Source organism: Arthrobacter sp. BGA-UO-ETr-C19 (genome assembly GCF_059568005.1).
The window spans coordinates 220,840-235,875 of the sequence record NZ_JCAQPC010000009.1 but is presented as its reverse complement, the minus strand read 5'-3'; the positions used below and the strand labels follow the sequence as shown (position 1 = coordinate 235,875).

Annotated in this window: 9 protein-coding genes and 2 pseudogenes; 1 reads left to right on the top strand and 10 read right to left on the bottom strand. The window is 63.1% G+C overall.

What is annotated here, in order from left to right; translation table 11 throughout:
* The first annotated feature begins 178 nt into the window (after positions 1-178).
* The gene (locus tag AC57BR_RS05565) at positions 179-712 is read left to right on the top strand and encodes a PaaI family thioesterase (RefSeq protein ID WP_496358755.1); all 534 of its coding nucleotides are present in this window, start codon (positions 179-181) and stop codon (positions 710-712) included.
* A gap of 945 nt (positions 713-1,657) precedes the next feature.
* Here AC57BR_RS05565 and AC57BR_RS05560 read toward each other — a convergent pair.
* From AC57BR_RS05560 to AC57BR_RS05515, 10 genes and pseudogenes are all read right to left on the bottom strand, one after another.
* Positions 1,658-3,394, bottom strand: a complete 1,737-nt coding sequence (locus AC57BR_RS05560) for a DUF5605 domain-containing protein (protein ID WP_496358759.1) — start codon at positions 3,392-3,394, stop codon at positions 1,658-1,660.
* Positions 3,395-3,610: 216 nt separating this feature from the next.
* A pseudogene (locus AC57BR_RS05555) lies at positions 3,611-3,751 on the bottom strand (alpha/beta hydrolase); the annotation flags it as partial.
* Positions 3,752-3,806: 55 nt separating this feature from the next.
* Positions 3,807-4,154 (bottom strand): annotated as a pseudogene (locus tag AC57BR_RS05550) (alpha/beta hydrolase); the annotation flags it as partial.
* A 227-nt stretch (positions 4,155-4,381) separates the two neighbouring features.
* Positions 4,382-5,413: a LacI family DNA-binding transcriptional regulator gene (locus AC57BR_RS05545; RefSeq protein ID WP_496358754.1), complete on the bottom strand. Its 1,032-nt coding sequence runs from the start codon at positions 5,411-5,413 to the stop codon at positions 4,382-4,384.
* A 169-nt stretch (positions 5,414-5,582) separates the two neighbouring features.
* On the bottom strand, positions 5,583-6,341 hold the full coding sequence (locus AC57BR_RS05540) for an SDR family NAD(P)-dependent oxidoreductase (RefSeq protein ID WP_496358753.1): 759 nt from the start codon (positions 6,339-6,341) through the stop codon (positions 5,583-5,585).
* Complete coding sequence (locus AC57BR_RS05535) at positions 6,338-8,089, bottom strand: D-apionate lactonase family protein (RefSeq protein WP_496358752.1); 1,752 nt, start codon at positions 8,087-8,089, stop codon at positions 6,338-6,340. Before AC57BR_RS05535 ends, AC57BR_RS05540 begins: the two co-directional genes overlap by 4 nt.
* A complete protein-coding gene (locus AC57BR_RS05530) occupies positions 8,089-9,819 on the bottom strand; it encodes a DUF5605 domain-containing protein (protein ID WP_496358751.1) in 1,731 nt (576 codons plus the stop codon). Before AC57BR_RS05530 ends, AC57BR_RS05535 begins: the two co-directional genes overlap by 1 nt.
* On the bottom strand, positions 9,812-11,089 hold the full coding sequence (locus tag AC57BR_RS05525) for an MFS transporter (RefSeq protein WP_496358750.1): 1,278 nt from the start codon (positions 11,087-11,089) through the stop codon (positions 9,812-9,814). Before AC57BR_RS05525 ends, AC57BR_RS05530 begins: the two co-directional genes overlap by 8 nt.
* A gap of 194 nt (positions 11,090-11,283) precedes the next feature.
* Complete coding sequence (locus AC57BR_RS05520; protein ID WP_496358749.1) at positions 11,284-14,103, bottom strand: family 78 glycoside hydrolase catalytic domain; 2,820 nt, start codon at positions 14,101-14,103, stop codon at positions 11,284-11,286.
* A 72-nt stretch (positions 14,104-14,175) separates the two neighbouring features.
* Positions 14,176-15,033, bottom strand: coding sequence for an ATP-binding cassette domain-containing protein (locus tag AC57BR_RS05515; protein ID WP_496358748.1), 858 nt, complete (start codon positions 15,031-15,033; stop codon positions 14,176-14,178).
* Between the last annotated feature and the right edge of the window lie 3 nt (positions 15,034-15,036).

Below are 15,036 nucleotides of genomic sequence, written 5' to 3'. Positions count from 1 at the left end.
TGGGTGATGAGGTGGAAGCCTGCGCTGAACGCGTTCGCTATTACCTTCGCCGGCCGGTTCGAAAGAACCACTCAATAATGAAAACCGGCCGGACTCCACACACCGTTTATCGGACAGTCCCGACGGCACCGTCCTCGAAGCTTGGACCCGCACGCTGGCAGGCGACGAAGCCGGCGGAATGGCAACGGGAACACTCCAAGGACCCGACGGGAGCGAATACGTCCAGGCCACCGGTTGGTTTCAACGCGCAGAGGGAAACACCTCCGAGGGGCTGGGCCATTTCGAGGCGGTAGCCAGGCAACCGCTCGGGGACGAGGAAGGGGCCTCTCTAGGTGCATTGCTGGCTGCGGGCCCCGCAACCCCGATCAGCCCAGGTATTCGCCCCGCCATCACCCAGAGGCTGGTGCCCGGTCTCCGTTTTGCCCGAAAAGACCTCCTCCGAAACTCCCGAGGGGCCCTCCACGGCGGCGCCTTGCTGATGATGGCCTCCTTTGCCGCCCAGCAAGTCATGCCCGACAGAACCGGCTATGACCTGCAGTCGCTGCGGGCCGCTTACCTGCGTCCGGCATTAGGTGCGATCGCCACCCGAACACAGGTGCGGCACGCCGGTTCCTCGCTGCGGGTTGTCGACGTCGAACTGTTCAGCGACGAACCAGGCAGCACCGGTAAAGCCTTCGTCCAGGCCACCGCTATATTCCGTTCAGCCCGCTAAGTTCGCCCGTACCTGGCTTACCTGACGCGACAGATTCTGGCCTCCCAGCGAAAGTCTTAAAGCATCGCACAAGCTATCTGCAGACGCGCGTTGGCAGGGCTGGTGCCAATGCCGTGCATTTACAAGCCGACTACCAGATGCCGCTTCCCTCTTCAGTTGTGGTGCTGAAGCACACCCCAACCTGACGTAGGGAACGAACCAAGCGGAGCGACGCTCTGATGGATGCCAGCGTTCGCGCGGCCCCCTACAAGTGTGATGGGCCTTAGCGGCGTCATCTGGATGAAGTCCGTGCATGGCGCTCCTGGAGCAGTTCCTGATATGAAGTGTTTTTGAGAGAGCGTGCCCCGACGAAGTGCCGAGGGGCGTCCCGCTGCTCGGCTGTCCTCCCATGTTGAGCAACACGATGATGTGACTCGGGCCAACTGTCAGCGATGGTCGAAAAGTGAGCCAAGACGACAAGCCGTCACAAGGGCTCACTTTTCGACCGTCACCGACACCAACTGGACAACGGGTTGTTGCACAGTTGGCCCGGCAGTCGGTTGCAAAGGAACGAATAGAGAGCGTCTCCCCTTGAGAGCCCTTCAAGTCAGGGAAATCGTGCAAGGGAGATCGTCAGCTGGCCGCCCAGTAACCGCGCTCCACCGGCTGTTCGTGCTCTTGGCGCTGCAGGAGGGACCCCGGCGGTGACCGCCGTTGGGTTCGATGAGCTGGTGTCGTTTCGGTGCCTGCCGTGCTGGTTCAGTGAGTCGGCACACCAAACATTGCGGTCGGTGGTGCCGCGAACCCAGGTCCTGGCCTGGGGAACTTGCCGCAGGATACGTCGGCTGTTCACGCTCCGCTGCCCCGTTTCACGGAACAAGCCATCCTGGTTCCTCACGGGATCGATGGTTTTCGGCGGCGAAAGCTGTGATCGGTGGGCCTATGCGCTCGTACCTGGATGAGAGTTTAGGCTCGCCGGATCCGGATGGCCATGTACTCCCTTCCCGGCAGATCAACGGTCACGCGTCCGCTTATGGGCGTCGGTAAGGTTGTGATTGTCATGTTCCAAGTGTCAATGACATCCACATGCCAAGAAGCGCCGGCCGGAACAAGGACGGAACGGAACCGCGGGCGGCCGATGCCGAGGTAGATTATCCGGTGGTCGTTGTCGCCTCCCGTCCGTGAGTCCCAGTCGCTTGCCATGGGGTCCCAGCGTCCGCTCGGGGCCTCGGCTATGAGCCGGGCCAGGAATCCGATACGCTCCGCGGATTGACCTTTGAGCGACCCCCCTTTGGCCCACCATATGATGTCGTGCTCGTCGAGGTAGGTTTCCCCGTGGTTCACGTAGCCGCCCCTAACTGCTCCTTCCCAGCAACGGCGGACGAGTTCCTGGGGGCTGAGGTTGCCCCAACCTTCGGCGACGTCGCCTTCGTATCCGACTTCATCAACCACTACAGGCTTGCCCCATTGTTCACGCCATTTGTCAGTGTTTTCGGCGGAGAGATAGTTGTCGGTGCGCTGAACACTGCAGTGGGTGGCCCAGGGGCGGGTGTAGTCGTAAAAGGCTGCCCCATTATGGATGGAGAGCAGGTGGCCGGTGTGGTCGTTCAGGCCGACGATTGCGGCGAACCGCTCCCAGTCACTTTCCTGCTTGGTGGTCATGAAGTCGTACTCGTTGGCGAGGGACCACCATACGTTTCGGAATGCGCCGAGCCTTCGTACCAGATAGCGCAGGTATAAGTCGTCCGCCCATGCTGGCATGTCGGAGAAGCCCCAGCGGTCATACGGGTGGAAGAGAATCAGGTCAGCTTCGATGCCGAGTTCCTGCAGTCCCAGAATCCGCTGCTCGAGGTTTTGGAAAAACGCTGTGTTGAAGCGCGCGAAATCCCAGGCGCCGTCCTCTGTCTTCTCGTATGCGTAGCTGTCCGGTTCGTTGGAGTTGTAGGAATACGATTTGGGGAACACGCACATGCGGATTTTGGTGAATGGGGACGCCGACAGGGTACGGAGTGTCTGTTCCTGCAATTCCTGCGTCTGGTTGGTCCAGGCGTACGCGGTGGTGCCGAGAGGCAAGTACGGGGTGCCGTCGCTGTAGGCGAAGTGGAATGTGTCCCTGACAACCACTGGGCCGTGGTTTCCGGCGCCGGGCATGGTGGCTTGCACTGTTCCGGTAATGCCGTCCAGGGCGGGGGCGTTGGAGGTAACCAGGAATTGCCAGTCCCCCGTCTTGGGGGGCATGAACCTTATGCGGTAGGTGTCGTCGCCGTCGTAGAAACCGCCCACCCGAACGCTCTCGTTGCCGCAGCGGAAGGTGGCGTGCAGCTCCACGTCTATGAACGGGTTGCCCGAGGAGGGGCCTTGCAGTTGGAGTTCGGCGGTTCCCCATTGTTGGGTCCGGACCGTTACAGGTGAGGTGACAGTTATTCCGGTTGTACGGTCAGGGTTCGTTGGGACGGGCGGGCCGCTGGCCGGTGCGGTTTCCGGGGATGATTCCAAGGTTGCCAGCTCAGCCCAGAGGGCTGTCAGGTCCGGAGTGTCGTCTCCGACTCCTCGGGCCCAGTGGGTGACTTCATCGAGTTTAGCCAGCGGGGAAAGCGACCAGTCGTTCCAAGTCGCGAACCCGGGAATATGGTTATCAAGGACACGGGACGCGTGAGCGTCGCCCAGGATATCTGCGAGCCTGGAGTCTTTTGTAAACGGCATTTTGGATCTTTTCTTAGGTGAGCGAAGTGTTGCTTGCGGAAGGGGTGTCGGGTGGCTGGATACGGGTGCTTCACGGCTGGTGTCTGTTAGCTGGGTGAGCCATTCCTTGACCCGTTCCACACTGCGAACGGCGGACACTTCATCCGGGTGGTTGAGGTGTCCGTGTTCAGTTCCTTGTTCAGTAAACGTGTCTACGCGGGTTCCTGCCGCATGCAGCACCGCCGCAAAGGCCTCCCCCGAGACGCGCAGCTCGTCTGCTTCTGAATTGACCATGATGGTTGGAGGGAATCCACGCAGTTGGTCGATACGAGCAGTGCCCGGGATTGCGGCCGGGTGCGTCTGCGATCGGCCCGCCAAGGTAGTTCAGGTACATGTCCAACACGTTGGGTGCTGAGAAGACGGACGGGTTCTCAAGACGGGCAAGGAGCTCTCTTATGTCATCGGGTGTTGGTGGTTGGATTGCGTGCAGGGTGGGATAGGCCAGGAAAAGGCCCCGGGGAAGTTCTTCGACTGAAGATTCAAGGAGCCGGAGAACGGCGCCGGCGGCCAGGTTCCCGCCGGCGCTTGCCCCGCCCATAATCAACCTGTCCGGGTCGATTCCCAGGTGACCGGCGTGCCTAGTCGTCCACCTCCAGGCCGCGAGGACGTCGTCCGAGGGCGCCGGGAAGGTCGTGCCGCCCTGACAGAGCCTGTAATCGACACTGATGACTGTTATGTTGCGGGCGGCGAATAGTTCGGCGGTGCGGTGTGCTTCTGGCATGTCCAGGTCACCGTATGCGAATCCTCCCCCGTGCACCCATACCAAACCTGCGCCGGGTTCTGCATGAGGCTTCGTGTCGTTAGCGGCTGCCGGGTAAATACGCAGTCTGACAGGCTGTCTCCCGTTTTTGACGATGACTTCTGTATCGGCGTTTGCGCGCCGGTCTAACTGACTGGTGTCAGCGGCAGGCATATCGTCTCCTCGGGGTTTTCGGGGGTTAGTGGGAATTAGGCAGTGAATTGGGTAGGGCGTTTCCGCCGTGCAGGCCTGGGGCATGGAACGGCGGTGCTTGACCGAATTATGAGTTCGGTGGGGACCAGGGTGACGCCAGGTTCGGTGAAGTTGGTGCTGATCTGCTTTAGGACGTTGTCGACGCACCGTTTGCCGACGTCGGCGAAGTCTTGACTCACTGTGGTCAACGGCGGGGCGTACGAGGAAGCTTCGGGGACATTGTCGAAGCCGACCAGGCTGATGTCCTCCGGGACCGATCTCCCTTTTTCGCGGAAGGCGCGGAGCAGGCCGAGGGCCATGTGGTCGTTCGCAGCGAAAACAGCGGTGCAGCCGGGTTCGTCGGCGAGCCGGAGCCCGGCTGCGTAGCCGGAATCGGCTGACCAGTCGCCTCGCAGTACGGGCGAGACGGGCCTGCCGGCGTCGGTGAGGGCGGTGCGCCAGGCCGCCGCGCGGCGTTCGCTGGCGAAGGACTCCTCAGGGCCGGCGACGTGCCAAACGGTTTCATGTCCGAGTTCCAGGAGGTGCCGGACGGCCTTCCGCGCGCCGCCGGCTTGGTCGGTGTCCACGACGCTGTAGCTGTCGCCCGCGTCGGAATCCACGACGACGATCTTCACTCCCGGGGGCAGCGTCGCCGTCGCGTCCTCCAGGAGGTGGACCTCCATGATGGCGATCACCGCGTCGACAGCCAGTTCGCCGGTGCGGGAGAACGCCCCTTGAATCCCGGCCTGCGTGGGGGCTGTTACCGGGATCAGCGTGATGGCGAAGTCGTGCCGGGCAGCGTGCCGGGCGATGGCCTCAAGCGTACGCACGTTTCCGAGGGAGGAAAGTGAGAACGTGATCACTCCGATGGTCTTGAAACTGCCCCTCTTGAGCGCCCGCGCGGCACCGTTTGGCCGGTACCCGAGCTCGTTCATGGCCGTGACAACTTTCTGCCGCGTGCTCTCGCGAACGTCCGGGCTCCCATTGATTACCCGGGACACCGTTTGCGTGGAGACGCCTGCGCGCCGTGCCACGTCAATCACGGACATTGAAGAGTGTCCTGTTGACCCACGGATCCGCTTGACGCGGCCATGACGCTTTCCGACCTCCCGGAGTCCGTGCCGTCGAAGGACCCTTCAGTTCGGCCAGCAAGGTAGTCGCCGTTCGGCTGTTCAATGATCATTCATGTTCCTAGGAGAAAGATGGCGCCAGGTCTTTTCAGCGAGCCGTCAGGCCGCCGTCGACAGTGAAGACCCCGCCCGTCGCGTATGCGGACTCGTCGCTGGCCAGGTAGACCATGATTCCCTCCACATCAGGTGCCGTGCCTGCCCTTCCGAGCATCGTGGCTTCTACGAGGCCGGCACGGCTGATGGGGTCGGTCGCGATTGTCTGGACCAGGGGTGTCTCGGTGTACCCGGGCACTACGGTGTTTACCCGGATCCCCGAGGCCGCGTAATCGGCTGCGACGACCCTCGCCAGCCCGTGCACCCCGGCTTTCGAGCTGGTGTACGCGGTGAAAGTCTGCCCGCAGGCGACAACGGCGGTGGGGCTTCCTGTGCAGATGATCGACCCTCCGCGGTTTTCCATTGCACGGACTGCGTACTTCAGCGTCAGAAATGCTCCGCGCTGGTTGACCGTCACGGTCCGTTCCCACACATCCAGGTCCAGGTCCCCCACCCTGGCATCCTGCCCGAACAGCTGGACCCCTGCGTTGGCTACGACGACATCGAGCTGCGCGTCCTCGGACGCTCGGTCAAACGCGGCCCGCACGCTGGCCTCGTCCGAGACATCCATCTGTACCGGTACCGCAGCCTCGGTGCCTGTTTGGGCAGCTGCCTTCGCCGCCGCCTCGAGATTGATGTCGGCGAAATAGACTTTGGCGCCTTCTGCGATGAATCGGTGGGCAACGGCCAGCCCGATTCCGGAGCCGGCCCCTGTAACGAGAGCTGATTTTCCGGCGAGTCGGTTGCTGTTCATCTGGTTCTTCCTTCTGGTCTGGCATGTTGGATGGTGGCGGTCCAGGGTTCAAGGACCAGGTCGGCTCGGCCGTCCGGCAGCTGCACAACCTCTTTCATCGGCTCCTGCGTCAGGTTGGCGGCGAATAGAGTGATGCCGTCGTCTGCCTGCACCGGGTAGAGGACGAGGCCGTGCCGGGTTCCCCGCGTCTGGAGGATGTTTCGGCCACGATGGGCGGCCAAGGCGGCCAGCAGTTCCCCTGCCGGCGTCAGTCCTGTCGGGGTACTGATGCCGTGCGGGCCTGACGTTTCGAAGTAGCTGATGCCCTCGACGCCGGGAATGCTCAGCGCGTCGATGCTGCCCAGCAGCCATGCGGCGGTGAACGGGTCAGCTTGGAGCGGATCAGCCGTTTGTTCGCTTGTTGCCTCGTCATCCCCCGCGGAGGTTGCCACAGCGTTGAACCTCGGTTTGAGCGTGATCGGGCCGATGTGGAGCGGACGTCCACCGGAGATCCGGAGAGCATTTACCGCGGTCGTTCTCTGCATTGGCAGGCTTTCTACCAGGTGCGGCACTTCAGTGGCGTGCATTTGCGGTGTGATGCTGTAGGTCAGAGCCCCAGCCCCTGAGGGGAGAAGGTGGGCGTTGCGGTTGAGCTCCGTGAAATGCGAGCGGGCTCCTGCGATGAGCTGGCCGCCGAAGCCCGACCGGTCCGCTGCTGATTTGAGCGCATCCCACAATGCCGGCTCCGTAACGTGGCTGTTCGAGTCGAATACACCCAGCCGAATGACGCGGTGTGCCGGGACCAGCCCGAGGAGCGCGGGAATCTGTTCCGTGGTTTCAACGCTCAGACGGACGTCCAAGGGGACGTTGAGTGCTGTGGCCTGTTCCACTGCCTGCCGGGCATGCTCCTCCACGGCAGGGGAACCGGCAACCAGTTCCACCAAAAGGGACTCCAGCCCGGGCAACGAAGCAGGCAATCCGGCTTCCCGCGCTACGGCCGCGGCCGATACAGACAGGGCCGGAACCACTGATGCTGGGTCCATGGTGACAGCGAGTTCTTCGTCAGGCGGAGCCGGCATGCTTGGTCCCCGTCCCGCGGACCTTGATGCTGTTAGTGTTATGGACTGGCTGAGGCGGCTGCCGGCCGGGACATCCATGGGGAAGGGCAGGGCCAGCGGCCGGCTGTAGGTTTTGAACGAGGCGTCGGTCCAGTTGCGCTGGTCTTCCGTCTCAAAAACGTCGCCGGTGAATTCGAGCCGGAAATTAGCCCCGTCACGCTCCCATTCCATCGCTGCCACGTCCTGGAACGGTTGGTGCGGACTGATTTCCTTGGGAAACCTCGAGGGCGCGCGGCGGCCGCGGGTACTCTCGATGACAACCGGGCGGCCAGCCTCGTCGGGCCGGTGGAGCACCACCAACCCGATGCGGTTGCTTTGGAAGGCAGCGGGAGCTTCACCGTGGAAGGTCACCTCAAGGCCTTGGGCCGAGAAAATGAAAGCAAGTTTGGCTCTATAGCGGCAGCCAAATCCGTCAAAATCCACGTCGAGGAGCAGGGAATAAGCGCCATCGCCGGGAACGCGAACCATGCCCTGCACGACCGGGACCAGCGTGTGCCAGCCCCGGTCGCGGACAACCGCCCGGATCCCCCGCAGCACCGGAATGCCGCGGTAGCTGATCTCGGCGAGTTCGTCGTTGCGTACTTCGGCCCGCCAGTCACCCGACTCCACGGCATCAGACGCTGCGAAGAGCCGCCTACGGTTGATAGTCATCACGATTCCTTGCTGGCCCGCACGCGAACAGCCATGAACGGCCGGGCAGGCAGTTCGATGCGTTGCCGCCCAGTGAACGTCCCGGCCAGCGTGTCGATCGTCATCGCCCAGGTGTCGATCACGTCAATCACGCTTTCCTGGCCCTCCGGTACCTCGAGCGTGACATACCGGTACTGGCTGAAGCCGTTGTAGTGGATTTCGTACTCACCGGCTACACCGCCCGCCGGAGTGGGGGACGTGAGGGGCAGCGGTTCCAGCCGGCCCGTGGGGGATTCGGCTACGAGTTTGTCCAGGAAAGCGATCCTGTCTGCGCTTTCGCCGACCAGTTCTCCGCCCTTGGCCCACCACAGTTCGTCTTCCGGGTGGTAGTAGGTCTCGCCGTGGGTGTAGTAGCCGCCGCGGAGGTTCGTCTCCCATGCTCGGCGCACAACCTCCTGGGCTGAGAGGCTGCCCCATTCGTATTCGAGGTCGCCTTCGTAGCCAATTTCGTCCATGATGACCGGCTTGCCCCATGTGTCGCGCAGATCGGGGACGTTTTCGGCGGTCTTGTAGTAATCGACTTTCTGCAGGCTGCAATGCGTGACCCATTCTGCTGAGAAGTCGTAAATCCGGGTGCCGTTGTGGATGGACAGCAGGTGGGTGGCGTGGTCTTCCTCGCCCACGATTTTCGCGAAGCGTTCCCAGTCCTGAGGCATCTTTGTAGTCATGAAGTCGTACTCGTTGGCCAGGGACCACCACACGTTGGGAAGGGCGGCAAGGCGCCGGACCACGTAGCGCAGGTAGCGGTCGTCGGCGGCAGCACCGAGGTCCTGGAACCCCCACCGGTCGTAGGGGTGGAAGAGAATGACATCTGCCTCGATGCCGAGTTCTGCCAGGTCCCGGATGCGGCTTTCGAAGTGGTGGAAGAACGCCGCGTCGAAGCGGGTCGTGTCCCACTTCTCGCCGTCCCGCTCAAATGGATAGAGGTCAGGGTCGTTGTCGTTGAAGATGAACGCCTTGGGGAAGACGCACATGCGCACCTTGGTGAACGGGCTCGAGGACAGTGTTTCCAGCGTCCGCTTCTGCAGTTCGGGGCTCTGATGCGTCCACGCGTACAAGGTGGTGCCCACGGGCCGGTAGACCTCGCCATTGGCATAGGAGAAATGGAAAGTGTCGGCGACGCGCACAGGGCCGCGTGCCTGTCCGGGCTCTACGCCGATGTTTCCGGTGTGGCCGTCCAAAGACCGGGCAGTGGACACGGTCCGGAACTGCCAGCTGCCGGCTTTCCCCGGGAGGAACCGGATGATGTAACGGCCATCACCGTCGTAGAAACCGCCGGCACGAACTTCAACTCCGTCAAGGGTGAAGAAGCCTTCCAGTTCCACGTCAGTAAACGGGTTCGCGTGCGAAGGTCCATCGAGGGTAATTTCGACGGTCTCATTGACCCTGCCGGCCGCGGGAACAGTGATCCGGGCCGATGCTTTGGGAACGCCCTCACCTTCGTATTCAGGGTTGGGTTCCACCGGCGGCACCTCCACGCGGTCCGGCACTTCAATGGTGGACAGCTGCTTCCACAGCCGCTCCTGAGCTGCTTCCTTCACCCGGAAAACCGTTGCCAGAGCTCCAATAGGGAGGTCCAGGGCCCCACCATATTTGTCCGGGTTGCTTACGACGTCGGGCAAGGCCTCTGCCAGGGCGGTTCGTCCCGCGTCATAGTCAAGGACCAGACGGGCCTTTGTGTGCTCACTCATGAAAGCCATGGCTTGCTACCTCTCTCTTGCGCGCTTCTTGTAGGCGCCGTTTGCTGTAGATTTCCCACATGGTCGCGGCCAACGTGGCCGCGAACATGCAGATCGCCGCCCAGAATGGCAGGACTTCCAGCCTCAGGTGGTCGATGACGACGCCGCCCGTGAATGCCCCGCCTCCGATGCCGACATTGAAAGCCGTGGTTTGAAGGGCTGCGGCCAGGTTGCGGGCTCGGACAGACGCCGACTGCATCATGCGCGTCTGGAGCATGACCGGGATGCCCCCGAACACGGCTCCCATCACGGTTATCAGGATCCAGACAAACACCTGAGAATCCGTGCCGGCCGCGAGGGGAACGGCGCAAAGGATGACGACCTGCAATGCCAGGGAGGCCAGAAACATTAGGGTCGGAAACTTCCGATAGAGCGCACCCGTCACCACCACGCCCACAGCGCTGGCAACACCGGAGGCAAACAGGATGACCGGAACCCCGGCCGGCGGCAAATGCCCCACGTCCAGCAGCCACACGACGCTGTAGGTCCCGAAGCTGACCTGCGCCGAAACCACCATCAGGATCAGCAGGCATAAAACCAGGACCGCAGGTATGCTCTTGTCCCGTCCAACCGGCCCGGCTTTTGTAGTGGCTGCACTGGCACCGCTCGTGAGGACGGACGGAAGCAACCACAGCATGAGCAGGGAGAACATCAGGACCAGGACAGCAAGCACTGCGAACGCCATCCGCCACCCAAAAATCTGCCCCAAGGCGTTGCCTGCAGGTGTGCCGACGACGCCGGCGACGGACCCGCCTGCCGCCGTGATGGCCATGGCCTTGGCCAGTTGGGTGGGACGCACGAGGTACGCCGGGTAGGCTGCCACCACGGACCAAAAAACGCCATGCCCCAGTGCCCCGAGGATCCGGGCGCCAAGGAGAGCGTCAAAGCTTGGCGCCAGGACCAGGATGACGTTGCCCGCACCGATCAGGGCAAACGCGATCAATACCATCGTCTTTCGCGGGACCCGTCGAGTCAGGACCGCCAGGGGTGCCGCGGTGAGAATGACCGTCAGCGCGAACACGGTCACCATGTTTCCGACCTCGGACGGTGACCGGCCAAAGTCGGCGGCGATCTGCGGGATAAGTCCACTGGGTAAGAATTCGGTAGCCATCGACACGAACATCGCCCCGGAAAGCGTCAGCAGACCGAGCATCGGTAAGCGTTCACTGCTCGCCGCCGCTGTGTACCGGTTTGTCTCGCCCGGTTTCACGGAAGAAGTCATCCTGTTTCCTCACAAGAGTCAGATTGATTTTCCTGCCGCGAAAACTGCGGATCAGTGGTCCTCAGGTGGAGAACCTTCGTTTCTTTACCCAGTACACTCAGTCGCCCACGGAGCGCCGCCGTACGCCGCCCGCTGTGGTTGCGCATAGCGGTGCCACAGCTTGGTGGTCCGGGGAGAGCTGCGTTGATGACATCTCATGAACCCGAGCCCTTCAGTATCTCTGCGACCTTCTCCCGGAGGGGGACGGAGCGGTTGATCCATGGTTCGGGAACCAACGCGTAGCCGAGGTTGCCGACCGGCTCGTCAAGATATCTGGCGAGCTTATCGGCCGCCTGGGCCTCGCCTTCGGGGGCGATGCCGGTCTCGACCGCTGCATCGACGACTGCGGACCACGTTAGGGGCTGACGGTCCAGGAGTTCCCGGATGGTCATCGCTCTGCCTTCGCCGGCGTCCGGAGTCGGATCAGCCACAGTCCACGTGTAGGTTCCGTGCGGGACGACTTCCGATTCGCGCATGCCGGGGACATGGACATCGGCGGTGGTTCCGACGGGCACGGTCAGGTCAAGGGTCAGGTATCCCCCTGCACGCCGCCATTCTACGGAGGCCTCGCCGTACGGGGTGAGGTGCCGTGCGGATGCATGGCTGAGTGAGGCCGTCGGATGTGGGTGAACGCTGAGCTTCCGGTAGCCGGGCTCGGCGGGCGCCAGGCCGGCGACGCTGCGGTGCAGCCAGTCTGCCACGGCCCCTAGAGCGTAGTGGTTGAAGGATGTCATGCCGCCGGGGTTGACACTGCCGTCCGGACGCAGGCTGTCCCAGCGTTCCCATACGGTGGTTGCGCCCATCGTGACGGGGTACAGCCAGGAGGGGCAACCCGTTTGCAGCAGCAGCCGGTAGGCCACGTCGATTTCACCGGCTGCGGTGAGTGCGTCGCAGACGAGGGGCGTTCCGACGAATCCTGTGCTGATGCGGAAACCACTGACGCGCACCAGGTCTGCCAGCCGGCGTCCGGCTTCCTGGCGTTGGTCTTCGCTGGGAAGCAGTGCCCATTCGAGGGCCATGGCGTACGCCGTTTGGGTGTCAGAGAGAATCCGTCCTGCTGGGGTCACATAGGAGCGGGCGAACGCAGCGCGGACTTCTGCCGACAGCTTGTAATAGGTGGCAGCGTCCTCCGCACGGCCCAGCACGGCGGCGGCCTGGGCCAGGACCTCAGCCGACCGGGCCAGATGCGCTGTGGCTACGACATCCGGGTCGGTCTTGGCGCGGGCGGCGTCCTCCGGTGGTGCGCTGGGGTCCAGCCAGTCGCCGTACTGGAACCCGCCGGTCCACAACATATCGGGGCCGGCCAATGAGGCGACCTTGTCAACGTACGCGCACATGCTCGTGTACTGCTGTTCCAGGATCTGCCGGTTGCCCGTCCGCTGGTACAGGGTCCACGGAATCAGCACGGCGGCGTCGCCCCAGGCAGCAGTGGGGGCGGAGGTGAAGTCGGAATGGATGACGTCGGGTATTACGTGGGGAACTGACCCGTCGGGCAGCTGCTCGGCGGCGAGATCTTGCAGCCATGAGTCAAGGAATCCGCCGATGTCGTACAGGAAGGAGGCTGTGGGGGCGAATATTTGGATGTCCCCGGTCCAGCCGAGCCTCTCGTCCCGCTGCGGGCAGTCCGTGGGCACGTCAACGAAATTTCCGCGGATGCTCCAGTTGACGTTTTCATGGAGCCTGTTGAGTAGTTCGTTCGAAGTCGAGAACCATCCGGTGCGCCTCAGGTCTGATCCGATGACGACGGCTTCGATGTCTTCGGCCTTCAGGTCGGGCACGCCGGTGACCTCGGCGTACCGGAATCCGTGCAGGGTGAGCGATGGCTCCAGGATTTCCTCGGGTGCCCCCGCGAGGACATAGGAATCTGTAGCTTTCGCCGTACGCAGAGGCCCGGTGCACAGTTCACCGTTTTCGAGAACCTCGGCGTGCTGGATGACGACTTCGCTGCCCTCCGGCAACGCGCGCGTCCGGAGGCGGACCCATCCCACGAGGTTCTGCCCGAAGTCGACCAGTGTCTTACCCGATGGCGAGAGGAACACCGAGCGTGCCGGGAGCACGTCCGTCGGCCGGATGGCCGGCCCCTCAGGGGCGACGAGCAGGGAGTGATCTGCCGGGAGAATCTCGACCGCGCTGGTCTTAGCGGATGTCACTTCCGGGCGCGCACGCAGGTTCGTGTGCTGCCCGTCGTAGAGGTCATCTGCAACGATGTGGCTGTTGCAGGCCGTCCAGGAACTGTCGGACAAAAAGACGTGGGTGCTGCCGTCCACCATGGTGACCTCAAGCTGGGCCAGCACCGCGAGCCGGTTGCCGTAGACGGCGCTCTTGTTTTCGAAGCCCAGGCGGCCGCGGTACCAGCCGTTGCCCAGCAGCATGCCAATGTTGTTGGTGCCGGGCTGTAGCAGCGCGGTGACGTCGTACGTCTGGTAGCGCAGACGGTGTTCGTACGAGGTCCAGCCGGGTGCGAGAACCGTGTTATCGAGGCGGTGACCGTTCAGCGTAGGGACGTAGATGCCGTGCGCGGTGGCGTAGAGCCGGGCCTTGGCGATGTTGCCTGGCACCTCCACGGCGCCGGAGAGCAGGGGTGCCGGCATCCCGATGGCGCCGATCTCAACGGGGCTAATGAAGTCCGCGAGCCAGTCAGTAGCGTTGAGAAGGCCGGTCTCGACGGTCGAAGGCTCGCTCCAGTCGCTCCAGTCCTCATCATCGGCCACGCGCACGCGCACCGTTGCCGACTCCCTGGAGGCCAAATCCGGTGCTGGCCAAGGAACCAGCACCTGCTCCGGGCTTTCCACACGGTAGGCCTCGACGCCGCTGCCACGGGTCACCTCGATCTCGTAAGCCGTCTGGGTGTAACCGGATTCGGCGGCCGGCACAAACCACGAGAGTCGGGGGGTGCCGGTGCCGAGGCCGATGACGGGCGATGGTTCGGTGCGCTGTTCAAAGCGAAGGCCTTGGGGAGCGGCAGCATGTGCCATGGGTGTCTCCAGACGTGATTGTGTCGAGTGCTGGTCTGTACCGGGAGCTGACCAGCGGGCTTGGCTGCGGGCTCAGAGCTGAACGGCAGCGCGGCTTCGGCTTTCGGCCGCCTCTTCGGCGGCCAGAAGCTGCAGGCGTGCGGCGCGGCGTTCCCGCTGCTTCTTCGGGTCAGCAACAGGGGCTGCCATCTGCAATCGCCGGGTGTAGCCGTGACGCGGTGCGCGGGCCACCTGGTCGGCCTCTCCAATTTCCACAACGGATCCTTGATACAGGACGGCGATACGGTCGCTGATGGAGTTCACCACGCCCAAATCGTGGCTGATGAACAGGTACGCGACGCCGGTTTTCTCCTGCAACTCCTTGAAGAGAGTCAGGACGCGTGCCTGGGTAGTAACGTCGAGGGCGCTGGTTGGCTCATCGCAGATGATCACGGCCGGGTCCAGGGCCAGCGCCCTGGCGATGGCGATGCGCTGGCGCTGCCCTCCGGAAAATTCTTTTGGATAGCGGCTGCCGGAGTCGCTGGGAAGCCCGACCGAATCAAGCAGTTCGCGGACGCGCTGCCGGCCACCGGACGCACCTGCGGCGGCCATGGGCTCCACCAGGATGTCCTCTACGGTCATGGAAGGATTCAGCGACGAGTAGGGATCCTGGAAGACCACCTGGATGCCGCGCGCGACTTTCCGCCTTTGTGAGCGCGAGATATTGCTGATGGTCTCGCCCCGGAACCTGATGGAGCCTTTGGTCACCGGTGCGAGCCCGAGGATGGCGCGGCCGATGGTGGTCTTGCCCGATCCGGATTCACCAACGAGACTGAGGGTTTCGCCGGCCTTCAGTTCGAGGCTGACGTCATCGATTACGGTCTTGGAGAGGCCATGGCGTCCTGTATAGGTCACCACGAGGTTTTCTACCTGAAGTGTTGAAGTGGTCATCTT